This is a genomic window from Secundilactobacillus oryzae JCM 18671 (assembly GCF_000740055.1).
Lineage (GTDB): Bacteria > Bacillota > Bacilli > Lactobacillales > Lactobacillaceae > Secundilactobacillus > Secundilactobacillus oryzae.
Genome location: NZ_BBJM01000022.1, coordinates 1 through 26,428 on the forward strand (window position 1 = coordinate 1; position 26,428 = coordinate 26,428).

Consider the following 26,428-nt stretch of genomic DNA (forward strand, 5'->3'; position numbering starts at 1 on the left):
AAGTGGCGTCCCTTAAAGTGATTCATGCGCGCAATCCCTCGTTTCTTGGCACCCAGTATACTAAAATCAAGTCAGCGAGGAAAATTTGCACCAGAACCCTAAAAAGCTATATAAGGCCATTTAAGCTGTTTTAAACAGATAGAGCATAATTATATTAAACGAGTTTTAAAATGCGCTTACGGGCACTTTAGGAACGTTGTATAAGTGCCATTGTGGAAAGGACAGTAAACTTAAATTCACAGCTTTTAAAGAAGCAGGCTAATTGAGATGGTACTCAAAGATTAGTATAATGTGAGTAGTAATAAAGGGGGGGCGAGAAAATCATGGCAGTTAAGGAAAAGAAACGCGTACAAGTCCAGATTGACAAAGAATTGGCAGATAATACCGAAGCCGTTTTAAGCCAGTTAGGTCTAAACCCAACTACCGCGATCAATATGTTTTATAAGCGGATTGTTGCTAATGGTGCCTTACCTTTTAATGTGTCTTTAAGCGAAGAAGAAAGAGCTAATTTACGCCTTTTAAAGGATACCAAAGAGACACCAGTAACAGAGTTCAAAGACGCTAAAGAAGTCGCTAATTGGCTCAATGATCCAGATGAGGACTAATGGCTTATCAGATTAAATAAATTAATAACTTGGAAGTGTGATGAACATGAAAGATACAATCACAATTAATGACTTTTTTGAAATTGCCAAAGAAACTGATTTAAAAGATTTACTTGATAAGTCATTACATGAGCCAGATCCAGAAAAGCGCAAAGTATATGACGCTTTATATACCTACTTTTTAGATAAAAGGCAAGATTGAAGGCGGACATGCAAATCGTCCACCTCTGCCAAAGTTTCGTCCACTCATGCCAAGAAAAAGCCCACTTCGGACACAAAATCGTCCAGTCAAAAACGCTCCTGCTGACCAGTTATTGGTCGTAGGAGCGTTCTTTGCTAGACTAAGCCTCGTTCTTCGCGTTCAATAAGCATCTGATTGATTCGCTTTACGCCAATCTGCACCAGTTCATCATCAGTCGCTTGTTCTTGGGTTTCCCAAATCTCATCAACTAAGATGCTTTCCAATGCGAGATACTCTTCTTCGGTCATTGTCTGCTCCATCCAATAGTTGGCAACTTGTCGTTGGACCTCCTCATTAATCATTTTGCCCTCCGATCCCATAACGCTCACGCATTGACCGTTCACCTTCAATGACAATCCGATAGGAGTCATGCACGATTCGATCGAGAATGGCATCCGCAATTTGGGCATTACCGAACTTGCTATGCCAGCCTTTAGGATCAAACTGTGAACAATAGATCGTTGAAGCCGACTGAAGACGGCATTCGACCAACTCAAGTAAGAATTGTGATTGCTCCAAAGAGACATCCGTCAATAACCACTCATCTATGATAAGCAAGTCGACCTTACGATAACGCTCAAGCAATTTTTGGAAGTCACCATTTGCCTCATGCTTGGCAATTAACAGATCATCCAGCAGTTCCGGCAGTCGAACATATTTGACCTTGTGGAACTGACGGCAGGCCTCGATTCCAAGTGCTGTAGCTAGCCAAGTCTTCCCATTCCCTGATGCTCCCATAATGATGAGATTGTGATGTTGTTTGATATACGTGCCTGTCGCTAGTTCGGAGATCAAATGTCGATCAAGATGCCGATCAGGTAAATAATCAATATTTCCAATTGATGGCGCCACTGTTGAGAAATCTGCTTGTTTGATCAATCGTTCTAGCTTATTTGTCTGCCTTGATGCATACGCATTTGCCACAATCAACTTAAAGCGTTCCTCAAAGTTCATACCTTGACAGTTCTCGCTTGTGTTTTGAGCGTTTACTGCCTCAACCATTGAACTCAAGCGCATCTCATATAACATTCTAGTTGTTTCTTGATCCATCTGTGGCCCTCCCAAAATAGTCGGCTCCCCGAGTGAAGCCATAGTCGTCATGCATATCTGCCTCAAGTTTTGGCTCTGATTTAGCGATGCTGTTGATAAGCATTCGCTCGATTACGCGCACTGTTGGAGCGCTGGCGATGCGCATCACATCTTCACACGCTTGCTCTAACTCATCGCTACCATATTTCTGAGCGAGCTTTTCTAACCGCAATGTTGCGTTGAGTGCTTGACGTTCTGCGCGTGAAGACTTCAAGAGATATTCGACAACGGCTTGCGTACTAGTGCCCACTGTTTCCGCCCACGTTCGGCTACTCTCGACTGTATGCGTGAGAAATAGGCGATGCCCATCGGGCATATGATCTGGTAAAGTTGAGAATTGCCCCACAGAGCCTGTTAATCGTGCATGTGTCGCCAGCCGAGAGTCCTTGTAGTAGATCTCAACGAGTTTATCAGTCAGGCGAACGTCAACTTGATTGCTGATGTATTGGAAAGGTACAGAATAGAACATCTGATTTACAGTAATGTGGTAATCTGGTTGTACGATGGTGGTCTGCCAGGATGCCATCTCAAACGGTATATTCGGGAGTGCATGTAAGGCGAAGCGTTCTTCCGTTTCAAAACCCTCTTCTCGATTCTTACACTGTTTATGCTTTTTCGTATAAGGCCGTCGGTTAAACTCTGCCAGTTTAATACCGACGGCTTTGTTCAATTCTTCAAGTGTAAAGAATGTCTCGTTGCGTAGCGCCGCGATTACCCAAGTCGAAAGTGTGCCCACGCTGCCTTCTACAGTCGGCTTATCTTTCGGTGTCCGCACGCGCGCAGGCATCACAACCGTACCGTAATGTTCTGCTAGATCACGATACATCGGATTGAGTACCACTTGGTGCTTCTTATGCTTGGTAACGCCAACCTTCAAATTGTCTGACACCAATACTTCCGTAACGCCGCCAAAATAGTTGTACGCGTGAACGTGACATTGAAGCCAATCTGGCATTGTCATACTCAAGGTAGCTTCACAATATGAGTATTGACTGCTAGGAAGCACCGCCAAGAAAAGATATGCGGTAACTGCCTCACCTGTATCACGGTCCTGTAAATGCAACGTCGATCCTGCCCAATCCACCTCCATCAGTTCACCAGGCTTGCGTCTGATTCGCATGGTGGCTTTGAATTGCTGAGCGAATTCTGTGTAGCTTCGACAAAAGGTACGATAGCTGTAGGGAACCGCATCATTCTGCCGACATTGTTGCTCGTACTCGTAGTAAAGCAGAGACAATGTGACGTTGGGCTTGGCAAGTTCTTTATGAACGTAGTCAAAGTCAGGCAACTGCCGCCCCTTTGACTCTGGCTTCTGTTCTGGAAACAAAAGGTGGCCCAAATACTCATCGGTGGCGGCCGGCTCGATTGGTAGGCGCAACTCACGGGATTTTGCCCGTTTGATCACCTCCCGAATCTTATCCCTTGAATTCCCGGTAATCGCCGCAATATCGCGTTGGCTCTTACCTTGGTCATGCAGCTCAAGGATGCTGCGATAGTGTATTGCCATACACAAACAGACTAAGCTTAATGGCGAAGATTGATTCGACGGAATCTTTCTTCGCCACTTTTGTTTTCTGTTAAAGTGGTGGTGAAGTTAACATGCCGCGTGGTTTTTGACGCTTGACGTCGCAACACAAAATGGCAACTTCACTGTACCATCAGAAACTCTGTTCATAGTCTGTTGGCCTTCGAGGTCGGGTATTGAAAATTAGATTATTGATGGTACTTTACGCAATAAAAAACCATAAAGGATGGTGTTTAGATTGACTGTAGTATTTGGTATCGATGTAAGCAAAGACACCTCGGCGATTGCCGAGAACGTTGACCGGGTGCTCGTTTGGCAAAGTAAGATCAACAATAATTGGTTTGGGTTTCAAGAGCTGCTCAAACGACTTCAAGAATACTCTGAACCACAGATTGTCTTTGAAGCTACGGGCGTTTATTCTAAGCGGCTCAGTCGCTTTTTAGAAGAGAACGGCTATCGTTATACGATGCTTAACCCGCTGGCCGCAAAGAAGCAATTGGATGGATTACGCACTCGCAAGACTGACAAGAACGATGCCGTGAATTTAGCGGACACGCAGTTTATCTTCGAGCGTCGACTGACCTACTACCAAAAGCCAGTTTATCGCGATCTGATGGACCTCAGTCGCTTCTATGAACAGATCAACTCAGATCTTGTGACCGAGAAGAATCGCCTGCACAAGAGCCTTCAGATGACCTTTCCGGAGCTTGAAGGGATTCTCGACAAGCCATCTGGGAAACTTTACTGGCATATTGTAGCAACGATGCCTCACCCCGATTTGCTTAACAACATGACCGTAGAAGAGCTCGCAACCCAACTGAAAGAAAGCGGTGCCCACATTTCGGTGACGAGGGCCACAATCATCGCCAAGAAGCTGTTCACATTGGGACAGGCTTCGTTTCCAGGCAGCGTCGTTGAAGCGCCAGATGTCGATGAAACTCGCTATCATAGCGAACAAGTTGCACGCTTGGATACGAAGAAGACCGAAATCATCGCCAAGATGGTTAAGTTAGCCAAACCACTTCCAGAGTTTGAAGTGCTTATGAGTATTCCAGGCTTTGCCGAGAAGACTGTGGTACGCCTCATTGGTGAGTTGGGTGATATTCGCCGCTTTGGCAGTAGCAACAAGTTGAATGCCTTTGTCGGGATCGACCTGCGTCACTATGAATCCGGCAACTTCATCGCCACTGATCACATCAGTAAGCGTGGCGACCATATAGCACGTGCGATCCTATTTCGCGCAATTGCCAACATTGTTAGTGCTGGTCGTTATCAGCCAAGTCGAGTCAACGACTATTATCGCGAACATAAAAAGAAACTTCCTAAGGTCAACGGCAAAGCCGTGGGCACAAAGAAAGTTACCGTCGCTGCAATGGGTCGCCTACTACGTACGATTTACCACCTAGTGACAAACAACGAGATGTTCAAATACGACGTCTAGCGCCAAAGCATCCCGTTACGTGAATAGTGTAATCCTCTGAGTAAAAAAATGGAATAACTCATAGGCTTATTTGAATTACCCCGAATCCCCAAAGTATGAATCATCTTGCAGGATGGAACCAATATCTGAGCCTTCTGTGGAAATATAAGGGCAAAGAAAATACCGTTAAATCAAGATTAGTACTTGACTAACGGTAGAAAAAACCTCCTGCATTATTTGTACGCGCTTACTAGCACGTGACCAAAGTATACAAGAGGTATTGATAAGATAATAGAACCGGATTTGGTACTACTGGACGATTTATGGCCCGTGTGGACGATTCAGTGGCAGAAGTGGACGAAAACTTGGCAAAAGGTGGACGATGGCGTGGCCGTCATCAAGATGAGGTTATTAAGCGAAAGGACTTTGTCCGTTGATAGATAAACCCCAATATATAATTGTTACGGTGTTCCAGTAGAAACGATCAAGAAACGTTATCAGCAATCCAAACATAATTTGCCATTAGTGGCCTTTAAATCTGATAAGGTCATGATCTATGATAATAGCGAAAAGTTTACCTCTGTTTATGCAAGAGAGAAGGGAGAAGTTTTTAAGAACGATTTGAGGCATTCTCCTTGGATAAACCAAAATATTACTTATCCAGAAAAGGTGCAAAAGCAGTTACAAAATTTTGCAGATCAAAACCCAGAAGTAAAGCCAAAAAACAATCCTGAAAATAAAAACGATCGGCCTAGTTATTAGGTTGATCGTTTTTTAATTTATCCGGTTTATGGGCGTTAACATAGTCAGCAAATGTTTTTAAAAGTTCTTCGGTTTGTTCGACCGAGAGGTTATCAGCTTGAAAGTACTTTTCTAATAAAGCCCCTTTTTGAATTAATCGGCGAGAACGGGCTTTGCGGGCTTGCCGATTTTCATAGTATTTAGATTGCCGTAATTTAAAATCTTCTCGCTCAATTTTTTGTTTTAAACGCGCTTGTTGCTCAACTAATTTTTCATATTGATTAGACATGGAATTTCCCCATCTCATATGGCTAATGATCTACGGACTTTACCTTTAAAAATTCAGAAAATTGCTTGGCTAAAAGCTTAATCTGATCGTTAGACAAATCAGCATAATCTAAATTAGATTGACTGATGATTTGTTTACCTAGACGTTGTTCAATCTTATTTTTTTCGTCCTTAATTTTTTGATTAAGGGCTTTTAATTTAGCTTCTTGTTTTTCTAAGTTACTTTGAGACATAACGATCCCTCCAATCATATTAGAAATAATCACCGACACTATATCATAAGGGAAACGTTAAGTCAAAGTATAAAAGTTGAAATAGCGAAGCGGAAGGCATACACTAAGTTAAAGTTAAGAGAATCAGCAGACCGAGTGAAACGAGGTCAATGCGCACTTACACCCCACTAAATTATTATGGGGTAAATCGTGCTAAAATCCTGTATTAGAAGTCGCCGATGGCGACAACAAAGTCAAAACCCATAGAATCAAAGGAAGATGGTGACTGACATGGCAATATTCCACATGAGTTTTAGTAATATTAGTGCTGGTAAAGGACGAAGTGCGATTGCCAGTGCCGCTTATCGAAGTGGTGAAAATCTATTTGATGCTAAGGAAGGTCGCCACTATTTTTATGCCCGATCGATCATGCCAGAAAGCTTTATTTTGACGCCAAAAAATTCACCTGAATGGGCGAGTGATCGAGAGCAGTTGTGGAATGAAGTTGAAAAGAAAGATCGTAAATCAAACTCACGGTATGCAAAAGAGTTTAACGTGGCTTTACCGGTAGAATTAAGTGAATCCGAACAAAAAGAATTACTGACAAAATATGTGCAAGAAAATTTTGTTGATGAGGGCATGGTAGCCGACGTGGCAATTCATCGCGACCACCCAGATAATCCGCACGCTCATGTGATGTTAACTAATCGGCCGTTTAATTCAGATGGAACATGGGGAATTAAGAGCAAAAAGCAATATATTTTAGATGATAATGGCAACAAAACATATACCGGAACTAGCAAGTACCCTAAGAGTAGAAAGATACTGATGGTCGATTGGGATAAAAAAGAAAAAATAACTGAATGGCGGCACAATTGGGCGGCAAGTGTAAATCAAGCTTTAGAGCAAAAAAACATTCCTGATCGAATCAGTGAAAAATCATTTGTGGAACAGGGAATAGCTGACACACCAATGCAACACGAGGGAATCAATAGAAAACGGCATGAAAGAAAGGCATTTAATCAACAAGTTAAGAACTATCGTAAGTCCAAAGCTGGCTATAAAAATATGCAGGAAAAAGTAGTTAATAGAGGTCACTTAGATAGCCTAAGTAAACACTTCTCGTTTAACGAGAAAAAAATGGTCAAAGAGTTAAGCCACGAACTGAAAACTTATATCAGTTTGGAGAACTTAGATGATAAGCGGCGCATGCTATTTAATTGGAAAAACAGTACCTTAATTAAGCACGCTGTTGGTGAAGATGTCACTAAGAGATTATTGACAATTAACCAACAAGAAAGTTCACTAAAAAAAGCAGATGAGCTCTTAAATAAAGTGGTTAATCGCACGACTAAAAAACTTTATCCAGAGCTTGATTTTGAACAGACCACGCAAGCTGAAAGACGAGAATTAATTAAGGAAACCGATAGCGAACAAACAGTTTTCAAGGGCAGTGAATTAAACGAACGTTTAGTGAATATTCGTGATGATTTATTGACCCGACAATTATTGACCTTTACCAAACGGCCATACGTTGGCTGGAAGTTATTAATGCAACAAGAAAAGGAAGTCAAAATCGAGCTTAAATATACGCTGATGATTCATGATGATAGCTTAGAAAGTCTAGAACACGTTGATCAAGGTCTACTAGAAAAGTATTCACCAACCGAGCAGCAAAAGATTGCTCGCGCAGTCAAAGACCTACGGGCAATCATGGCCGTTAAGCAAGTCATTAAAACGCAATACCATGAAGTATTGAAAAGGGCCTTTCCCAAAGGTGATTTAGATGGATTGCCATTGATTAAACAGGAACAAGCCTATACAGCCGTGATGTACTATGATCCTGTTTTAAAGCCATGTCAGGCCGAAACGATTGAACAGTGGCAAACAAATCCACCACAGGTGTTCAGTCCCCAAGAACATCAACAAGGACTAGCTTATTTATCGGGACAGCTTAGCTTAGATCAGTTAGAAAATCATCACTTACAACGGGTTTTAAAGCATGATGGCACTAAACAACTCTTTTTTGGCGAATGCAAAGCCGATCCGACGATTAAGAACAGTCAGATCGAGAAAATCCAAAAGCAGTTAAAAGGGCAACAAGCCAAGGACGACCAGTACAGAAAAGAAAATATCGGACATTATCAACCGCTAAATTACAAGCCAGTTAGTCCAGACTATTACTTAAAGACGGCCTTTAGTGACGCGATCATGACTGTTCTATATGCTCGTGATGAAGATTACCAACGACAAAGACAGGCGCAAGGTTTAAAGGAGACTGAGTGGGAAATGACGAAAAAGCAACGGCAACACCAAACTCGAAACCGGCATGAAGATGGGGGCATGCACTTGTAATCTAAATGTAAAATTAAAAGTGCACCAACGTGCTCATTTAATGGTACAATGAACCCATAATATAGGGAAAGGAGTATTCACATGTGACAAAGAAACAGGAATGGTTTAGCTTAGCTCAAGCTAGTCTCAAGCTTGAACGAGGTAGTACGTACGTGAGTGTTTGGTTAAGACGGCACCCTAACGAGTTGCCAAGTGAAATGCTCATGGAAACGGGCAAAGTTAAATTAATATCTGAAGATGGCATTGAATGGATTAAAAACCACATAAAAAAAGAGGGCGTCCTCGTAAGCAGTGAAGTTGCTAACGGGGATCAGCACCTAGAACCGCAACTTCTAGGTGTCACCCTCCTAACAATCCATTTTACCGGGCGGGTTAGGGGAAAGCTAGTTTTTTAGCGTCCCTAACGCGCTTTTTTTGAGGAGGTGATCCAATGAAAGTAGAAAGCTGGCAAGGCATTAATGGCAAGCTAGTTCATGATGATCAAAAGGCGATTGTGGTTGATGATGACCACGCATTAACTGATCCAAAACAGTTACAAGCGATATTAGATCAAGACGGTCAGCCAATCGATGAAGTTCGGCAAGCAATGATTAAGAAGACCGTTAAACGCCAGTTGAAGACTGAGCCGTTAAAGCTTAGTGGTTGGTTTAATCGCCACCAAGACAGTCAAAATGCTAAAAAGGCCGAAAAATTGGTAAGTGATAAACCGACTCATCAATATAAGCAGATCAAAAATGAAATGACCTTTTTTGGTGAGAGTTTTCTGGAGGGCTTCTTAGGCTTCTACGGTTTAGAAGTTGATAATGCCTTAGGTCGTTACGAACATAATTTACATGTCTTAGAGACTCAGGAACTTGGTCAGTCAGAAAAAGAGTATTACTTAGCCACGAGCCAAAGTGGCCGAGTTAAATTAGCCACCGATCCATTACCAAGCCAGCAAATTGCCGAGGAACAATTGAACAAGTTCTATCAGCGTGAGCCAGAAGAAACGCAGGCAGAACAAATTCAATTACGAACATCAGAAGACGATGGGAAGGAGGAATAACATGAAGTTCAGCAAAGTAAAAGCGTTAGCAACTACTGGAGCTACTGCAATCTATTTGGGCTTGATGAACGCCCAGGTTGTTTTGGCGGCGGACGGTGGCGAAGTTAAAAGCAAGCTAACCAGCGCTGGTAAGACGATTCAAGGTATTTTAACTGGGTTGGTCGTTTTAGTCGGGATTTGTGTCGCGCTATTTATTATTATCAAAAGAATGCCTGACGCAGACGATCCGCGAGAGAAATCAGAGGTTTATCACGCGGTTGGTCGGGTGGCTGGTTTAGTGGCCTTAGCGGCAGCCATTATCTGGCTATTACCTTGGGTTTACAGCCTATTCACTTAATTTAAAAAGGAGCCCGCCAAAATGAAGAAAGGAAAAGAATTTATCTTTCCAGAGAACGTAGATAAAGATTATGGGATCTGGAAAGACTACACCTTGAAGGATTTTGGCTATGCGGCGCTGGCAGGACTAGTGGGCTTAATTTTTATTGCGATCCCACCCTATAGTCTGATCTTAGTCCTGATAAAAATAGTGATTGTTGTCTTAGCCATGACGATTGTCATGGCTATTTTAACAATTCGGCCAGTTTCGGCGCGGAAGAATATTAAAGTACGGGATAACTTTAAGTTGAAACGCCGATATGCCAATGGTCAGAAACTGTTTTATTTAAAACCGAAGAAGCGAGGTGAACTAAATGCGTTTGAAAAAGAGCAAAACCGCCAATAAAACAGCCAAGCTCGATTGGGATTACCAACCGCCTAAAATCAATGGTGGCAAAGAGACCATTGATGACATGAGCTTGGTGGTGGGTATGTATGGTAACTACGAAGTTACCAAAGCCGGTAATCTTGTTGGCATTTTGGAAGTTAGTGGGATCAACCTTGATCTACTTAATGAAACCGAACAACAGGACGTCTTTGAGGACTATGGCGCTTTTCTCATGAGTACCTTAGGTGAAGGTGTTGATGACACATTACAGTTCTTAGAACCGACCATTCCCGTCAATATGACGGCTTATCTCAATGGTCTCAAACGGCGGTATCTCGCCTTACAAAAAGACCACCCGGAGCAACAGTTCAAAATCCAGCTCATAGCCAGTTACTTGGATCACTTTACTAAAGTCCAGGAATCCAAAAACATGACAACTAAGCAACATCTGCTAATCGTTAAGGTACCGATTAAAGACAAGAGCGTTAAAAGCTTAAACTTAGCTGTCACTCATTTAGACGAAAAGATCGAACAGGTTAAACGAGACATTGAAAATGCGTTAACGGATTTTGATGTGACGGCCAAAGTTTTGACCAGTCAAGAAGTCCAAGAGATTTTAAAGAACTTGATCAATTTTAATGGATAGGGGGTAACAGTATGAGTTTTGGTGATAAGGTCATTGATTTGTTCATGCCAACTAAAAAAGAAAGTAATCAAGGCGACAGCGGCCAAACGGGTAGTAAGCCTAAACCGGAGGTTGAGGATTTTACCAAGCTGATTGATCGCGATAGCTTGCATTCACTATTCCCGTTTAGCTGGGAACAGTACCCCACCTACGTCCAGTCGGGTGAGAATTTTATTCGGGTGTTAGCGATTGCTGACTACCCCAAGCGGGTGTATGGCAACTGGTTATCAGAATTGAAGCGTAAAAAAGGCGTTATCGATATTGTGCAATATATCGACAGCGCCAGTAACAATTCAATGATTACCTATTACAAGAAGACGATTCAAAATAAGGAAGCACAGAAGCTCAATACGTTCGACCCGTATAAAAAGAAGATTCTGCAAAATTATATTGATTCAGCCAACATGCAACTAGATAAATACCTCGACAATTCTACCACATTTGTGTACCAACATATGCTCATTTATCTGCGGGCCAACAGTTTAGCAGAATTAGATGACTTAACCGAAAACGTTAAGAATACATTGATTAAGCTACAAATGAAGCCCCTTGTGCCCGTTAAAGCAACCTTCCAGGCTTTTTGGTCAACCATGCCAATTAACGAGAACCTTATGGGGGATTACACCTATAAAGAGAGTAATACCGAAGTGGCCAGCAGTATGTTTCCCTTTGATGACGCCGAAATTCTGGACTTAAAGCCGAGAAGTGATATTGAAGGAGTTAATAAAGACACCAACAGCTTAATTGCCGTAGATATGTTGGATCGCAACAAGACCCTAAATCAAAATCAAGTGATTATCGGGACCTCGGGGGTCGGCAAGACCACCTATATGATTCAGAAAATCCTACGCTACGCCATTCAAGACTATCAACTCTACATTATTGATCCAGAAAATGAATATACCAAGATTGTTGAAGCCCTGGGTGGCGCAGTCTTGCACCTAACCTCGAATGCTAAGTACAAAATTAACCCGCTCCAAATTTTCTCCGAAGAAATCCTAAGCGCCGATGAGGCGGTCACGAACCTTGATTTACTAGTTAAAGATAAAATCCAGCGATTAAAGGGATTCTTTGAAGTCCTTAAAACCGGGATTACCCAAGTTGAGCTGGCAATTCTTGATGATGTCGTTAAACAGGCCTACGTCAACAGTGGTGTTTTGAAATACAGCCGCTTAAAAGAGATTAAAGACGATCAGTGGCCGACCTTATCCAATGTTTATGACGAGTTGGAAAAACTGGCAGATAAAGACGCCGACAAATTCAGTCGGGTTAAAGACTTTTACTACATCTTAGGCAGCTATACTCATGGTTCTAACAGCCTATTTGACGGTCACACCAACGTCAACCTAAAGGGGAAGGTCATTTCTTTTGATCTAAAACCACTACAAAGTGAACAGGAAGTCCAATCAGCGGCTTATCTGAATACCTTCCAGTATTTGTGGGACGAAATCACCAAAGATCGGCATAGCCGCAAGAAATTGTTTGTTGATGAATTTCACTTTTTAACCTTACACAAAGCGGCTGCCACCTTTTTCCACCAAGCCTACAAACGGTTTAGAAAATATAATGCTGGGGCGATTGCCGGAACGCAGCAAATTCAAGATGTGATCGAAGGAACAACTGATACCGGTCAAAATATAGGTGAAGCCATTATTGGTAACTCCTATACGAAAGTCTTTTTCGGTTTAGACGGTAAAGGCGTTGATGATGTGATTACTAAGTTGAGAATGACGTTCTCGGATAAAGAAAAGAAATTATTGGAGCGCCGCCGGCAAGGTGAAGCCCTGATGATCTATGGTAGCCAACGCGCCTTTATGTGTGTCGAGTTGACCGAAGAAGAATTGCGGTTAATTGATCCCGAAGCTTACCAAGAAAAATACAACCGTGAGACAGCCATTCAACCGGATTATCAAAAGCGCGTAATCCTGACGCCAAGTGAAATTGACGCCTTGACCACTACCGAAGAGGAAGGAGGGACTTTAAATGAGTAAATCAAATCAGCTATTAAATATCGAGGTCGGCACGTTCAAGCGACAAGGGAACAAGTTAATTCTCGAACTCAATCACAATCAGTTTCGATATGACCAGTTGAGTGAGCTAAACGAATTAAAGCAAGCTGATGCCAATTTTTTGCAGTTGGTTAACGTGGTTGAGCAAGACCAAAAGGTCGTTTTAACTTATACCTTGCCAGATAAGGTCAGATCATTAAAGGAATTACCACATGAGAATAAGGCAATCCGGGCGGCCATTGCGAAAGAAATCATGGCGCAAAAGGTGGTTGCTGATAGCCAGTATCACGTTGCATTGAACCCAGCTAATCTGTGGTATTACCCCATGCAACATGTTTGGTACGCCTATCGCGCCAATGAACTCATGCCTTATGATGACAAACATAGCAATTTAGCCAAATACAAAGCGCTGATTCTATTTTGCTTGACGGGGACGCCCTATGAACGGCTACTAAGCAATCCGAAAGAAGCCCTAGCTAAACACCCTGATGACTATTTACAACAAGTAGCTAAAGCTACGTCGTTAAATGAGTTAACGGAAGTGGTTAACAGCATTGAGGACTTTGTAAGTTATCACGAATGGCAGGAAGTTGAAACGGCCCAACAGAAAACCAAACAACGTTTATGGTTGAGCGTGGCCGGAGTGGCGATTGTGGCCGTTTTGGCTGTCGGTTTAGTCCATAAAAGTGACGAACGAAAGTATCAAAGCTTAGCTAACCAGAACCAAGCCCAGGTCACACGATTAAAATATAGCGGCCAAATTCAAACTGCTTTAAATGATCATAAGTGGTCAGAAGCGCAAAAAGATATGCAACGGGCCGGCTACCCTGCAACTAAGCAAGTCAATGTCTTTTTAAAGCATGGTCAGTACCAGCAAGCTTTAAAGGTTGATCCAAGCCAGTTGAATAAGGTTGTCAACATGGCTTATGCCAACAAGGATAGTGGGCAGGTTGCCAAGTGGGAATTGCCAACTAAGGCGACAAGCAAGCAAAAAGACCAGTTGAAACTCGAAAAAGCGATTGTTAATTATGATACCAATACGCTTAATAACCAATTATCCTTTACGACGAACGCTGATGTTTTATTGAGAATGGGACAAGCCTTCCTCGCCCATAACGATACGCAAGACGCCCAGACTGTCCAAACCAAATTAGCCGGCGTGAACAGCCCTAAAGCCAAGTATCTCAAAGCGCTATTAAGTCTCAATTCCGCTAAGAACGAAGTTAGCGACGCGCAAAAGAAGTTAGATGACGCCAACAAGATTGATGGCAGTAAAGATAAGGATAAAGACAAGAAGGTGGATTCAGCCAAGTCGGACTTAAAGAATGCGCAGAGTGACCAATCAGCAGCGCAAAAACAAGTTGATCAGGCCAAGCGCAAAGTGGGTGATTAAATGCAGATATTGTCGCTTGAATATAAGAAAAAGAAGTGGAAGTTGATTGCTTATATTGTGGGCGGTGCCATTCTGCTAATCGTCTTGCTGATTGCCGCGATTACTGGTCAGCTACAAGAAAACAGTTGTGATAACTCAACCACCACAGAGACGCAATTGGATAGTAAGAGCATGACAGAAAATGCCAAAAATATCTATGCGCACTGGAAACAGAAGTATGGCGCCACCCCGCAAGCGGCCGCCGGTATCTTGGGGGTCTTACAACTGGAAAGTCGCCTTGATCCCAATTCGGTTAATTCAAGTTCCGGTGCCACGGGCTTAGCCCAGTGGTTAGGCGGTCGAAAGGATAAGCTGGAAGACTTAGCCCACAAGGAAAACAAACCAGCGACTAATCTCGGCGTGCAGTTGGACTATCTCGATCAAGAATTGAACAGTAGTTACTATGCGTCAAACAAGCAGATTTTTAAGTATACGGACGTGCATAAAGCGACCAAATCTTGGTTAATGGATTACGAGGGTATGAGTAAGAACCCGGAACAATGGTATTTAAGCCAAAGATACGGGTATGCCGATCATTGGTATTCCGTGTTGGGTGCAAGTGATCCCGTGGCCGGTAATACGTTAGATAATGCAAGTTCAGGCGATCTGACCGAACTAGGTTGTGATAGTGACCCGAGCTATTCCGGCGGTAGTATCGTCAAAAATGCGGAAAGTATGAAAGGTGACTTCTACTATGTGCAAACCCACCCCAGCCCCGATTTAGGTAGCGATTTAAAGAACCCTAACAAAACCGGTGGGACGGATTGTTCGGGCTTTGTCTGGTTAGCGCTTAATAAAGCTGGTTACAAGGTACCGGCCAACATGGGCTGGTTTACCGGTACAATGGCAAGTGACGCCAAAGGCAGTCATCAATATCTGAAACAGATCAGTGAAAATGACGCCAAAGCCGGCGATATTGTGATTGTTAATCAAGGTGCCGGGGCCGGGAACAATGGGCACACCGCAATCTTGTTAGACAAGTGGCAAGGGAAAGCCACCAAAATCATTGAGCAAGGTGGTGTCGGCGACAAGGTTAACGAAAGCACATTTGGCACCGCGTTTTATAGCTTATTGAACGGTAGCGATGTGACGTTAGCCCGGCCAATCAAGAAGTAAGGAGGACGAGCAAATGAAACGCAGCATGGTTTTAAGTATTGCAATTGGTAGTTTGATCTTAATCATGTCATTAGGGGCGAATGCCTATCAACATAGCCAAATTAAGCAGGCACAACAACAGATTAGTCGCTTACAACAACAAAAGCGTCAAGTCAGCCGGCAATTGACTAAAACCAACCAACAAAAGCAGTTATTGAGCACCCAAATTGACAGTTATAAGACCTACCAAAATAATAAGGACAAAAGTCAGGCTGAATTGAGCTTTAATACGGTGGTCACCAAGTTCTTTGACGTCATGAATAACTTCAAGCCCAAGACCTACGGTCAGCGTAAAGATGGCGTTAAAGACTTGATTTCCGACAAATTGTACCAGCAATACTTTTCAAATAAAGGCACGTATGGTGATAGCAATAGTGTTTCAGCCAAATTAGATCAGCTGAACCTGTATACACAAAGTAAGCAGGGGCAAAACATGAAGGGCTTGGCCGTCGTCAGTTATGAAAGTAAGAGTGGCGACAACGACTGGCAAAAGGCGACGGTGCTTTATCAAGTGACTTTCGATACCACCACGAATCGAATCACCGCAGTCCAAAACTTAGGCAGTAGCTTCAAAGCCAGTGACCTTAATTAAGCGGGTTGGTAAAGCCCTAGCGGTAATCGTGGTGGTTTTAGCCGTTGGCGGGTTTGCCAGTCATCAATATGTCAACCACGTAGAAAAGCAGCGACCAATCGTGACGCTGGCTAAGCACCCTGAAAAAGTGTTGTTCTTCTATCGCGATGATTGCCCGGATTGTCAGTCTATTTTCCATCAAATTTATTGGCACAACGCAATCAGTCACAACATCGTCTTGATTAACATGAATCAACCGCAGAATCGGCATTACATTCAAAAATATCAATTAACGTCAGTACCAACCTTGATCCATGGTAAGCAACGGTACACCGGCACCAACCAACAAAGAATTAAACAGATAGTAGGTGATTAGATGAAAGACAAATTATTAAACAGCGTTAAAGCTAGTTGGCCGTACCTACTAACGCTAATCATTGGCTTGTATTTAGCGGAGATTTTAGCTGGCTCTGTCATGGCCTTGTCCCGCTATAAGTTGGCATTTGCAGATCATATGCCAACCGTATTAAAACAATTAGCCTTACACCCTTGGCACTATTACAACTTGTATTTGGGCCAAAAGAACCCAGTACTAATTATTGTCAGTGTCGCCGTGGTCCTATACACCATCTATTTTGCTTTGAAGCGCAATAGCAAGCACAAAGCGTGGGAAACCGCAGACACTGAAACCCACGGGAGCGCGACTTGGGGTAATCTAAAAGAATTGAGTGACCATTACTTTAGTATCAATGCTAAAGACCTCACCACAGCATTTAACAAGAGTACCAAGGCCGAAATTCTCAAATCATTAGTGGATCGAGAAAAGTCAGCGAAGGGAGGAGATTAACATGAATGGCACCATTTTAGGGATCGTGGATAAACAGATTGTTTACCAGAATAACAGTACCAAGCCGAATCGAAATATCTTCGTGGTTGGTGGCCCGGGATCATATAAGACCCAGTCAGTCGTCATTACCAACCTGTTTAACGAAACGGAGAACAGCATTGTGGTAACTGACCCGAAAGGTGAATTATACGAAAAGACGGCCGGTATCAAACTAGCCCAGGGTTATCAAGTGCATGTCGTCAACTTTGCCAACATGGCGCACAGTGATCGCTACAATCCTTTTGATTATATTCAACGGGATATTCAAGCTGAAACCGTCGCCACGAAGATCGTTCAGAGTGAAAATGCCGAAGGCAAAAAAGACGTATGGTTCAGTACCCAGCGGCAACTTTTGAAGGCACTAATCCTGTTTGTGATGAACCACCGTGCGCCCGACCAAAGGAATTTGGCCGGTGTAACGCAAGTCTTACAAGAAAACGATGTGGAGGCCGAGGAAAAGGGCGCAGATAGTCCGTTAGACACCTTGTTTCTTGAGCTAACTATGACTGATCCAGCAAGACGCGCTTATGAGTTAGGGTTCAAAAAGGCCAAGGGGGAAATGAAAGCCAGCATTATTGAAAGCCTGTTGGCGACCATTTCGAAGTTCGTCGATCAAGAAGTGGCCGACTTTACCAGCTTTTCGGATTTTGATTTAAAAGAGATTGGCAATGACAAAGTGGTGCTATACGTGATTATCCCCGTCATGGATAACACTTATGAAAGCTTCATCAATCTGTTTTTCTCACAATTGTTTGATGAATTATACAAATTAGCCGCCGATCATCACGCTAAATTGCCCCACCAAGTTGACTTTATCCTTGATGAATTTGTCAATTTAGGGAAGTTTCCTAAGTACGAAGAATTTCTAGCGACGTGCCGGGGGTACGGTATTGGCGTGACGACCATTTGTCAGACCTTAACCCAGCTACAAGCCTTGTATGGCAAGGATAAGGCCGAAAGTATCTTAGGTAATCACGCGGTTAAAATTTGCTTAAATGCTGCTAATGACGTGACCGCTAAATACTTTAGTGATCTGTTAGGAAAATCAACCGTCAAAGTGGAAACCGGTAGTGAGAGTACCAGTCATAGCAAGGAAGAAAGCCACAGCAAGAGCGATAGTTACAGCTATACGAGCCGTTCGCTCATGACACCCGATGAAATTATGCGTATGCCCGAAGATCAGAGCTTATTAATCTTTAGTAATGCCCGACCAGTCAAAGCTACAAAAGCGTTCCAATTTAAACTATTTCCAGGAGCCGATCATTTGGTTAACTTGTCACAGAACGATTATCAAGGCCAACCAGAAGCCAGTCAAGAAACCAACTTTAAGAATAAAGTAGAAAAATGGAAAGCAAAATTAAAGGAGACTGCTCAAAAAGAAGTCGCAAACAAGATGTCTCAGAAAGAGGAGGAGCAACAACAGGACAACCTAGACAGCGATTTAGAGAGAGTTTCAAATAAAGATAGTCAAACAGAGACGCCAGAAGAAGACGACAACAACTTACTTGGATAATGGAGGGCATATTAATGAAAAAATATCGCAAATATATAATCGCCGTGATGACAGTGTTGCTGATTGCTGTTGGTCTAACCGCTTGTGGGAAGTCTACAGCACAAGATTTGCAAAGTCACCAGTGGACGTTTGCTTCTAGCAAAGATAATGGTATGGCCGCTACTGCAAAGTTTTCAAAAAGCAATCTAACACTTACCCAAGCGGGATTTAGTGAAGTGTATGAGTACAAGTTGCTTGAAAGCAAGGGCAATGAACAAATTAAGTTCATTGGTAAAAATAGTGTTTCAGGTAGCACAGAAACACGACTGTTTAAGATTAAGAAGCAATCAGACAAATATAAACTAACACCAATTAACACACTAGCTAAAAGTGATACTGGTACAGTCTCACTTATTCCCAAATAGACAAAGGAGGGATTTAAAATGACAAATATCATTCAATCAGCTATTACACACTTTTTTGAATGGGCATTATCTGGTTTGTTGGACGGCTTATTCAACATCTGCAAGGCCATTATTGACCAAGCCAATCAAAGCTTGCCAATTGTTAAAACGTGGTATGCCATCTTCCTGTCCTTTGCGACATCGTTAGTCGTTGTGGTCGTCCTTGGCCGCATTGTGATGACAATTCTAAAAGAGGCAGATGAAAGTACCGATGTTACTTGGGCTAATATCATCATGGACGGGATTAAATCAGCGGCCGTGATTCCGGTTTTCGTATTTTTACAGGGCTTTATTCAAGGTTCAATTACCTTGCCCCTGTTAAAGTATATGTTTAGTTCTGATCAGAAATTCACTGCTAAATCGATTACTGGCATGAATAAAGTTCCTGGGCTAAAAGATGTTGGTATTTCGCTACCTTTACAGATTTTATTTCTACTAATCTTCACTGTCGTAACCGTCGTGTTCTTTATCAAAATGTGTGTGTTTGTGGCTGATATGGCTTGGTATAACCTGACAATCCCTTTAGCTGCAATGAGCATGGCGACTGAAAGCTTTGATTATAGTGGTACGTGGTGGAAGAAGTACATTTATTACAATGCTTCCATTATTAGCCAGGTGCTTTGTATGTCATTATCAGTGTGGTGTTTCACTAATATGGCTAAATACGGGTTTATTGCTTTTATTGCTTCAATCGGATTCGGTTTTCTGGTGGTCAAGACACCTGACGCCGTTAAAGACTTTTGGGCTTCAACCGGTGTGACTAAGAGTGCTGGTATGGGTGCCATGAGAATGTTTCAAAATTATTTCCGTAGCCACTAGGAGGGAGAAATAGTTATGAAAAAAATCGCACACTGGTTATTGGAAAAAGCCAAAAAGGATATGCGAACCGACCCTTTTACAACACCTTCCCGGCGGACTAAGCTGTCTTACTACTTTGATAATTTATTTAGCATGATCTTCTATATAATGGGAATTTACCTCCTATTAATGGATTTATACCAAGAGCTTTTCACGGCGAACCATACCGATTTTTTAGGAACTGCACTAATGGCCTTAGTTTTACTGCTGGGTGGCTTATTATTCCGTTGGTCAGCCTATGCAGATTTCAAAGCCATCAACCGGTATCAACAACATTTAAAGCAACAATCGATAGAGCAACAACAAGAATTGCGACGTGAAACTTGGTTGAAAGCAGCTGAACAAGGTAAAACAGAATTAGAACAGAAGCTTAATCATAAGGAGTGAATGAACATGACCACTGTTATCTTAGCTGAAAAACCCAGTCAAGCCCGTTCATACGTCCAAGCCTTTCAAAAGAGCACAAAAAAACAGGGTTACTATACGGTTAGTGACCCTGTTTTGCCCGAAAATACATTTGTGACGTACGGTCTCGGACACTTAGTTGAACTAGCCACACCGGATAAATATGATCAGAAATACCAGCAATGGGCCTTATCTAATTTACCGATTTTCCCCGATAAATACAAGTTTGAAGTGTCAGCTAGTAAAAAGGACCAATACGGGATCGTCAAAGACCTGTTAACGAAGGCCGATACCATTATTGTTGCCACCGATAGCGGTCGGGAAGGCTCTAATATCGCCTGGTCAATCATGAACCAAGCCCAGATTGACGTTAAAAAGAAGACCATTAAGCGACTATGGTTGAATAGTTTGGAAAAAGACGCGATTATTACCGGCTTCAAAAATCTTGGTGATTGGCACAAAGACTATTTGGCTTATAAAGAAGCTCAAACTCGTCAAATCAGCGATTGGTTGATCGGCATGAATGGTAGTCCCTTATATACTTTGTTATTAAGACAAAACGGGGTACGCGGGGTGTACTCGATTGGTCGCGTGCAGACGCCAACCTTGTATATGGTCTATCAAAGAGACCAGGCAATCAAAAACTTTAAGCCGGAACCCTATTTTGAACTAAATGCTGAAATTCTTGCTAATCAGCAAAAATTCGTCGCAAAATTAGACCCCTATCAGCGATTTAAAGACGAAGCAGGGCTAATGACATTCATGCGAGCTAAACACGTTCATAAAGGCTCGCAGGACGGTTTAATCAAGGACGTCCAAAAACAAGGCAAAAAGCGTGCTAGTCCCCAACTATTCTCACTATCCAGTCTCCAAAGTGCCATGAATAAACGTTATCACGCCAGTGCCAGCCAAACCTTAGCGGCCATTCAAAGTTTATATGAAGCCAAGTTGCTGAGTTATCCCCGAACGGATTGTGCTTATATCACTGATGAAGAATTTGATTATTTAGTGGCTAATCTGACGAAGTATCTGGGTTTGGTCTCTAAGCCAGTCGCTTTAACCAATACCACTCCGAACAAACGCTATGTTGATGGGAAAAAAGTTGAAGAACACTACGCCATTATCATGACTAAAGTCGTGCCGACGAAAGAGAAACTAGCCAGCTTGCCTAAATTACAGCAACAAGTCTATGACTTGGTTTTAAGAACGACGTTAGCGATGTTTGCTGATCCGTACGAGTACGAAGAAACCACCATTATCACCCAGGTTGGTGACGCCAATTTTAAAGCAACCGGTAAGGTGCCAACTAAGCAAGGCTGGCAAGCTTTATTTGATGATCACAAAGCCGACCAGCAAGAAGCAGCAACCTTACCGCTCGTTCACCAAGGCGATCAAGTCCAAGCAAATCTGCAAACACCGCAAAAAGAAACGACACCACCGGTACCCTTTACCGAAGGTACCCTGATTACGGCCATGAAAACCGCCGGTAAAACGCTTGATGATGAAGAAGCTCAGGCGATTCTCAAAGACGTGCAAGGCATTGGGACGAGTGCAACCCGGGCCAATGTGCTGGAAGTGTTAAAGAAGCGCGGCTATCTCGTCACTGAAAAGAACAAGTTACACGTCAGTGAAGCAGGGATTACTTTATGTAAAGCGGTCGAACTCGAACCCTTGTTAACTAGCCCAGAGATGACAGCGAAATGGGAGCAAGCGTTACAACAAATCAGTACCGAAGAACGTACCCCAGATAACTTTTTGAACCAAATCAAAAAGTTCGTGGCAAAGTTGATTGCTGAGGTCCCCGCGCAATTAACTGGCAGTGCAGCCATTAAGCAACAAATCAATCACCAACAGCAAGCGCAAAAAGCCGCCGAAGTATTCTTAGAAACGCCGCAAGCGACCGTTTTAAATAAACAGAAGTTTTACATTGTGAAGCCTAAGCAAGGCGAAGACTTTACCTTACCCAAGAAATGGAGCAGTAAAACCCTCGGTAAAACTGCGATCAAAGCCTTAATCACTAAGGGGGAAACCAGCAAACTAAAGGGGTTCAAGAGCAAAAAAGGAAAGTCGTTTGACGCCAAGTTAAAGCTTGACGGCCATAAATTAAGTTTTGATTTTGATTAGAACCTGCCTACCGCCCTACACTACGTTCCGGTTGGTGAACCCGTCATTTAGGTTCACTTTTACAACCCTAAAAGTAAACCTAAACAACGGGTGAGATTAGCAACGCAAAGGAGATCATAAATATGGATAACGAATTAACAGTCATTGGGAGTGAATTACCGGTTTTGCAGGCTAAAGGAACCTACAAGTATTTAAAAGAAACCACTGGTAACGGCGCCTATTATCAAGTGGCTTGGCAAAAATTAGCTGATGGCTACATCGCCCTTTATGGCACGACCCCGATTCAAATCAACGTAGCCCCTATATTGAATGATATTTTTGAAGATGAGGAGGGGTAGACAATGCCGAGTAAAGCAGACGTTAAAGCCTGGAAAGCGCAATTAGTCGCCCAAGCCGAACAACAAATCCTAAAATTAACCGATAGTGACCGATTTAAACAGTATCTTAATACCCTGGCTAAATTTCATCATTATAGCGCCAGAAACATTGACTTGATTTATGCGCAAAATCCGCAAGCAACGCAAGTTGCGGGTTTTAAGCAATGGCAAACAGATTTTAACCGCACCGTTAATAAGGGTGCTAAGTCCATTCGAATTGCGGCCCCGATTATTAAGAAGTTAACACCAGCCGAGCAAAAGCGATTTAATACCACCGATGAGCGCGCCATTGTCGGTTATCGTTATCTACCCATCTTTGATGTGTCACAAACTAGCGGTGAACCAGTGTTAAGTGCCAAGGATTTTGTCAAAGAAAATTTAGCCGATCATCAGAACGTGACGAGCTTGTATAACGCGTTCAAAGACTATTTGAACCAGCAAACCGACCTTAAAGTCAGTGAAGTGCCTTTAGCAAAGCTAAAGGGGGCTAAGGGGTATTTTCAACCCAGTACTAATGAAATTGTCATTGGTGGTGATGAGCCCGACAAAGCCTTAAAATTAAAGACGTTATATCATGAATATGCGCATAGCCAGCTACACGGATTAAAATCAGCCTTTAAAGATCGACCACGAGCCTATCAAGAAACACAAGCCGAAGCGGTCGCATATGTTGCCATGCAAAACATTGGGGTTGATACCAGTAACTACTCCCTCGGGTATGTAGCTACCTGGGCCAAAGATAAAGCCGTGATCCATAGTGCTTTAAGTGAAATCCAGCAAGTTAGCAACAAAGTGATTGAGCTTAGTGACGGGTTAACCAAACAATTAGGCTTACAAGAAGCACAAAAAGAACCTGAGCATGATTTAAAAAAGCTATCAGCCCAGGATCTTAATAAGTCCTATCAAAGCTTGCAACAACAAGTTCAGCAAGCGACTAATCCTCAGAAAAAATCAGAACTAAAGAACAAGTTAAATGATGTACACCAGGAAATCAGTAAGCGAACGCAAAAGCAGCTACAAGCATTTGCTGAACAGAATCCGGGAATCAAACAACCTGATCCTGAATCTGATCAAAGTCTGAAACGTTAGCCAGTTTTTAAAGGGCATGCTATAATGGAGACAGAAAAAGGAAGCCCTGCGCTAACAAGACTTCCCATGCAAGCCGCTTCAAAGGCGGTGGCATTAGTTAACTAAACGATACTGTCGTCCCGTAACTCGCCAAAGTTATAATCGGGGCGGCTTTTTTATTTGTTCCTTTTGTCGATGTATGTTAGCAACGCTAAAATAAACATTGCAAACAGCAACATCAACGAGAGAGTCTGGAAGACGCTCATTGACTGTGAAACCTTCCTGAAGATTATTCCATGTTCCCATGGGCCTCACCTCGCAAGGGAAAAGACAGCCACCGCCCTTAAAACTTCCTGCGTAATCTATTATACAGGTGAATTAAGTATTGTGCTTGGTCAAAGCGGTAAAAATACTGCAACTGCTGAAAATAAAGGTTATGATACTGGTAAGAGAAAATATCGGGAATTAAGCGCCATCTAGCCGTTGATATAAACGGGTTTCCACAAGCCGTTTATATTACCCGAGCCAATGTTTTTGATCGGGACGGGGCCAGTGCGATGATTGCCTTATATGCCAATGATCTTCGCGATGTTCTAGTCGATGGTGCTAACAGTTGGCAAAGACTGTTTACACAAAAATTTGTTGTAATGTATTACTACAAAGAAATTATCAAGTACAGCAGTTACTCAAGAAAAAGAAAATTCATTAACAGGAGAATAGATATGCAAATAGAACCTAAGATAATGTCTCAAGTCAAAAGTATTTTAGGAGAGTTTGGAAACAAGTATTTAACTAGTAAGGGTTCTCTGAAACGAAATAATGTAATTAATGACTTGGATAAATTCGACCATGTACTGATGACAAAACTATTTAAAGATCCTTTAATACATAAAAATTATGTAGAAAAAATTGCTGACAACGAAGTATTTAAACTTAGCCAGTTCGTTGAAATGTTTGAATATAAAGAATTTTGGGAAGACAGTTATACAAAATATACAAATAAAATTGGTTTAACAGCTAATGGAAAATTTATTGATGAATCTGCTGATGTTGTTTTGGATTTTCCCTTTAAAGATACTGTTTTAAAAGCTGGTATGACTAAAGAAGATCTGGATAAAGATGAATCTGCTGATGAACCATTTTTAAACGAAATCATTGCTAAACCTGAAATTGATGAGATATTAGAGCCTAAAATATTTGTTAATGCTAAAAAGTATGATCAAAACGGTGAACATAACGCATCTAGTTATTCTGATCAAGATAATTTAATTATTAAGGGGAATAATTTGATTGCCTTGTATAGTTTAAAGAAAAAGTACTCCAATAAAATAAACATGATATATATAGACCCACCATATAACACTGGGTCCGATTCGTTTGCATACAATGACAAATTCAATGAATCTACTTGGTTGACGTTTATGAAAAATAGACTTGAAGTGTCCAAGGAACTACTGACGGACGATGGTGTAATATTTGTTAGCATTGATCGTAATGAGTTTGCTGAGTTGAAAGTACTAATGGATGAGGTGTTCGAAAACTCGTATCTAGGAACCATGATAAATGTTTCTACACCTAATGGTCGAGATTACGGATCTTTTGCACAAACACATGACTATATTCACGTGTACGCGAAAAATATTGATATGGTAAAAACTAATACTTTGGATGTTTCTGAAGATAAGTTTAAACTGCAGGATGAAATTAGTAAGTTCTACTTGCACCCATTATTTAACAGTAATTCAGCATTTAGTAAAGATAATCGCCCAAATCTTTACTATCCATTTTATATTTCAGAACGCGAAGATGAAAAGGGTTATAGGTCTGTTTCAGTTAAGAAAGATACTTTACATACAATTGAAGTATTTCCACCGAAATCTAAAACGGATGATACTCAGTTTGTTTGGCGTTGGGGAAGAAATAAGGGACAAGAACTTGGTGAAACCGAGCTAGTTGGTCAACAGAAATCAGATGGATCGTTTAGAATTGCCCAAAAAATGCGACCTAAAAAACAAATTCCGCGGACTATTCTCCAAGATGCTAAGTATTCCAATCGTCGTGGTACGGAGGAACTTCAAAAATTATTTGATGGTAAGGTATTCAGCTTTCCAAAACCAGAAAACTTACTCAAGACAATTATTGAGATAGGCTCAAATACTGGTGATACTGTATTAGATTTTCATATGGGCTCTGCAACTACCCAAGCGGTAGCCATGAAGATGCATCGGCGATTTATTGGTATCGAACAGATGGATTATATTAATACTGTTTCAGTCCCACGTCTCCAAAAAGTTATCGCGGGAGAACAAGGTGGTATTTCTAAAGATGTTGACTGGCATGGTGGTGGCTCTTTTGTTTATGCAGAGTTGATGGAAAAGAATCAAGGCTACTTAAAAGATCTGCTAGCGGCTAAAGATATAAATGAATTAGATGCTGTATATAAACGCATGAAAGTGGGAGCAGATTTCGACTTTCGAGTGGATCTTGATAAATATGAAAATGATGCAGAACGTAAAGCTTTGCCTTTTGAAGAACAAAAGCAGTTATTAGTTAAATTATTGGATAAGAATCAACTTTACTACAACTTCAATAATATCGATGATGCCGATGTTCGTGACCTGATTTCCGATAAGGATTATCAATTTAATCAAAGCTTCTATGGAAAGAGGGACTAAACT

Annotated in this window: 29 protein-coding genes and 1 pseudogene; 24 read left to right on the forward strand and 6 right to left on the reverse strand. The window is 41.9% G+C overall.

The genetic code is table 11. From position 1 onward, the window contains the following. Positions 1–323: 323 nt before the first annotated feature. Positions 324–605 carry a type II toxin-antitoxin system RelB/DinJ family antitoxin gene (locus LOSG293_RS06675; protein ID WP_034528438.1) on the forward strand — a complete coding sequence of 94 codons (282 nt, stop codon included), beginning with the start codon at positions 324–326 and terminating at the stop codon, positions 603–605. A 46-nt stretch (positions 606–651) separates the two neighbouring features. Then, positions 652–807 (forward strand): hypothetical protein, encoded by a 156-nt coding sequence (locus LOSG293_RS10055; RefSeq protein WP_191976222.1) that lies wholly within the window; start codon positions 652–654, stop codon positions 805–807. Between the two features lie 134 nt (positions 808–941). Here the strand turns inward: LOSG293_RS10055 and LOSG293_RS06680 are convergent, their stop codons facing one another. From LOSG293_RS06680 to istA, 3 genes are read right to left on the reverse strand one after another with little or no spacing between them, the layout of a single operon-like run. Further along, positions 942–1,148: a hypothetical protein gene (locus LOSG293_RS06680; protein WP_034528440.1), complete on the reverse strand. Its 207-nt coding sequence runs from the start codon at positions 1,146–1,148 to the stop codon at positions 942–944. Continuing rightward, positions 1,141–1,896 carry an IS21-like element helper ATPase IstB gene (gene istB / locus LOSG293_RS06685; protein ID WP_034528442.1) on the reverse strand — a complete coding sequence of 252 codons (756 nt, stop codon included), beginning with the start codon at positions 1,894–1,896 and terminating at the stop codon, positions 1,141–1,143. Before istB ends, LOSG293_RS06680 begins: the two co-directional genes overlap by 8 nt. Next, positions 1,877–3,442, reverse strand: coding sequence for an IS21 family transposase (gene istA / locus LOSG293_RS06690; RefSeq protein ID WP_034528444.1), 1,566 nt, complete (start codon positions 3,440–3,442; stop codon positions 1,877–1,879). The genes istB and istA overlap by 20 nt, the downstream gene beginning before the upstream one ends. Before the next feature lie 256 nt (positions 3,443–3,698). On the opposite strand from istA, the gene LOSG293_RS06695 reads away from it, so the two are divergent. Together LOSG293_RS06695 and LOSG293_RS06700 are read left to right on the forward strand one after the other, a co-directional pair. Then, on the forward strand, positions 3,699–4,901 hold the full coding sequence (locus LOSG293_RS06695; protein WP_034528446.1) for an IS110 family RNA-guided transposase: 1,203 nt from the start codon (positions 3,699–3,701) through the stop codon (positions 4,899–4,901). A gap of 441 nt (positions 4,902–5,342) precedes the next feature. Next, positions 5,343–5,642: pseudogene (locus tag LOSG293_RS06700) on the forward strand (zeta toxin family protein); the annotation flags it as partial. Here the strand turns inward: LOSG293_RS06700 and LOSG293_RS06705 are convergent. Both LOSG293_RS06705 and LOSG293_RS06710 read right to left on the reverse strand, forming a co-directional pair. Beyond that, positions 5,632–5,910, reverse strand: a complete 279-nt coding sequence (locus LOSG293_RS06705) for a hypothetical protein (protein WP_003603789.1) — start codon at positions 5,908–5,910, stop codon at positions 5,632–5,634. The pseudogene LOSG293_RS06700 and the gene LOSG293_RS06705 sit on opposite strands and share 11 nt — an antisense overlap. 22 nt (positions 5,911–5,932) lie before the next feature. Beyond that, the gene (locus LOSG293_RS06710; protein ID WP_081919923.1) at positions 5,933–6,160 is read right to left on the reverse strand and encodes a hypothetical protein; all 228 of its coding nucleotides are present in this window, start codon (positions 6,158–6,160) and stop codon (positions 5,933–5,935) included. Positions 6,161–6,412: 252 nt separating this feature from the next. Here LOSG293_RS06710 and mobQ point away from each other — a divergent pair, with 252 nt between their 5' ends. The 19 genes from mobQ to LOSG293_RS06805 all read left to right on the forward strand — a co-directional run bounded on the left by mobQ (position 6,413) and on the right by LOSG293_RS06805 (position 23,771). Next, positions 6,413–8,476, forward strand: coding sequence for a MobQ family relaxase (gene mobQ, locus LOSG293_RS06715; RefSeq protein WP_034528451.1), 2,064 nt, complete (start codon positions 6,413–6,415; stop codon positions 8,474–8,476). Between the two features lie 83 nt (positions 8,477–8,559). Continuing rightward, a complete protein-coding gene (locus tag LOSG293_RS06720) occupies positions 8,560–8,871 on the forward strand; it encodes a hypothetical protein (protein ID WP_034528453.1) in 312 nt (103 codons plus the stop codon). 35 nt (positions 8,872–8,906) lie between these two features. Continuing rightward, entirely contained in the window at positions 8,907–9,521 is a 615-nt protein-coding gene (locus LOSG293_RS06725; protein ID WP_034528455.1) for a hypothetical protein, read from the forward strand. Between the two features lies 1 nt (position 9,522). Next, positions 9,523–9,858 carry a CagC family type IV secretion system protein gene (locus tag LOSG293_RS06730; RefSeq protein ID WP_024855764.1) on the forward strand — a complete coding sequence of 112 codons (336 nt, stop codon included), beginning with the start codon at positions 9,523–9,525 and terminating at the stop codon, positions 9,856–9,858. Between the two features lie 21 nt (positions 9,859–9,879). Then, on the forward strand, positions 9,880–10,242 hold the full coding sequence (locus LOSG293_RS06735; RefSeq protein WP_034528460.1) for a hypothetical protein: 363 nt from the start codon (positions 9,880–9,882) through the stop codon (positions 10,240–10,242). Beyond that, positions 10,211–10,870: a TrsD/TraD family conjugative transfer protein gene (gene trsD, locus LOSG293_RS06740; RefSeq protein ID WP_034528462.1), complete on the forward strand. Its 660-nt coding sequence runs from the start codon at positions 10,211–10,213 to the stop codon at positions 10,868–10,870. The genes LOSG293_RS06735 and trsD overlap by 32 nt, the downstream gene beginning before the upstream one ends. An 11-nt stretch (positions 10,871–10,881) precedes the next feature. Beyond that, the gene (locus LOSG293_RS06745; RefSeq protein WP_034528464.1) at positions 10,882–12,900 is read left to right on the forward strand and encodes a VirB4 family type IV secretion system protein; all 2,019 of its coding nucleotides are present in this window, start codon (positions 10,882–10,884) and stop codon (positions 12,898–12,900) included. Beyond that, complete coding sequence (locus LOSG293_RS06750; RefSeq protein WP_034528466.1) at positions 12,893–14,311, forward strand: type VII secretion protein EssB/YukC; 1,419 nt, start codon at positions 12,893–12,895, stop codon at positions 14,309–14,311. The genes LOSG293_RS06745 and LOSG293_RS06750 overlap by 8 nt, the downstream gene beginning before the upstream one ends. Next, entirely contained in the window at positions 14,312–15,466 is a 1,155-nt protein-coding gene (locus LOSG293_RS06755) for a phage tail tip lysozyme (RefSeq protein WP_021349480.1), read from the forward strand. Between the two features lie 13 nt (positions 15,467–15,479). Beyond that, positions 15,480–16,097 (forward strand): hypothetical protein, encoded by a 618-nt coding sequence (locus LOSG293_RS06760; RefSeq protein ID WP_019875121.1) that lies wholly within the window; start codon positions 15,480–15,482, stop codon positions 16,095–16,097. Further along, complete coding sequence (locus LOSG293_RS06765) at positions 16,084–16,452, forward strand: thioredoxin family protein (protein ID WP_019875123.1); 369 nt, start codon at positions 16,084–16,086, stop codon at positions 16,450–16,452. Before LOSG293_RS06760 ends, LOSG293_RS06765 begins: the two co-directional genes overlap by 14 nt. Further along, entirely contained in the window at positions 16,453–16,923 is a 471-nt protein-coding gene (locus LOSG293_RS06770; protein ID WP_021349293.1) for a hypothetical protein, read from the forward strand. It abuts the gene before it with no gap. 1 nt (position 16,924) lies between these two features. After that, complete coding sequence (locus LOSG293_RS06775; RefSeq protein WP_034528470.1) at positions 16,925–18,475, forward strand: VirD4-like conjugal transfer protein, CD1115 family; 1,551 nt, start codon at positions 16,925–16,927, stop codon at positions 18,473–18,475. Positions 18,476–18,489: 14 nt separating this feature from the next. Next, positions 18,490–18,879 (forward strand): hypothetical protein, encoded by a 390-nt coding sequence (locus LOSG293_RS06780; RefSeq protein ID WP_003660147.1) that lies wholly within the window; start codon positions 18,490–18,492, stop codon positions 18,877–18,879. Between the two features lie 18 nt (positions 18,880–18,897). Next, positions 18,898–19,737 carry a conjugal transfer protein TrbL family protein gene (locus LOSG293_RS06785; protein WP_007745070.1) on the forward strand — a complete coding sequence of 280 codons (840 nt, stop codon included), beginning with the start codon at positions 18,898–18,900 and terminating at the stop codon, positions 19,735–19,737. Between the two features lie 15 nt (positions 19,738–19,752). Continuing rightward, positions 19,753–20,163, forward strand: a complete 411-nt coding sequence (locus LOSG293_RS06790; protein WP_034528474.1) for a hypothetical protein — start codon at positions 19,753–19,755, stop codon at positions 20,161–20,163. A 6-nt stretch (positions 20,164–20,169) separates the two neighbouring features. Beyond that, positions 20,170–22,305: a type IA DNA topoisomerase gene (locus LOSG293_RS06795; protein ID WP_034528476.1), complete on the forward strand. Its 2,136-nt coding sequence runs from the start codon at positions 20,170–20,172 to the stop codon at positions 22,303–22,305. Between the two features lie 122 nt (positions 22,306–22,427). Further along, positions 22,428–22,643, forward strand: coding sequence for a hypothetical protein (locus tag LOSG293_RS06800; RefSeq protein ID WP_034528478.1), 216 nt, complete (start codon positions 22,428–22,430; stop codon positions 22,641–22,643). A 3-nt stretch (positions 22,644–22,646) separates the two neighbouring features. Continuing rightward, positions 22,647–23,771, forward strand: a complete 1,125-nt coding sequence (locus tag LOSG293_RS06805) for an ArdC-like ssDNA-binding domain-containing protein (RefSeq protein ID WP_034528480.1) — start codon at positions 22,647–22,649, stop codon at positions 23,769–23,771. 155 nt (positions 23,772–23,926) lie between these two features. Here the strand turns inward: LOSG293_RS06805 and LOSG293_RS10295 are convergent, their stop codons facing one another. After that, positions 23,927–24,016, reverse strand: a complete 90-nt coding sequence (locus LOSG293_RS10295) for a putative holin-like toxin (protein ID WP_072672334.1) — start codon at positions 24,014–24,016, stop codon at positions 23,927–23,929. Positions 24,017–24,472: 456 nt separating this feature from the next. Between LOSG293_RS10295 and LOSG293_RS06815 the strand changes: the two genes are divergently transcribed. After that, positions 24,473–26,425, forward strand: a complete 1,953-nt coding sequence (locus LOSG293_RS06815; protein WP_034528504.1) for a site-specific DNA-methyltransferase — start codon at positions 24,473–24,475, stop codon at positions 26,423–26,425. Positions 26,426–26,428 lie beyond the last annotated feature (3 nt).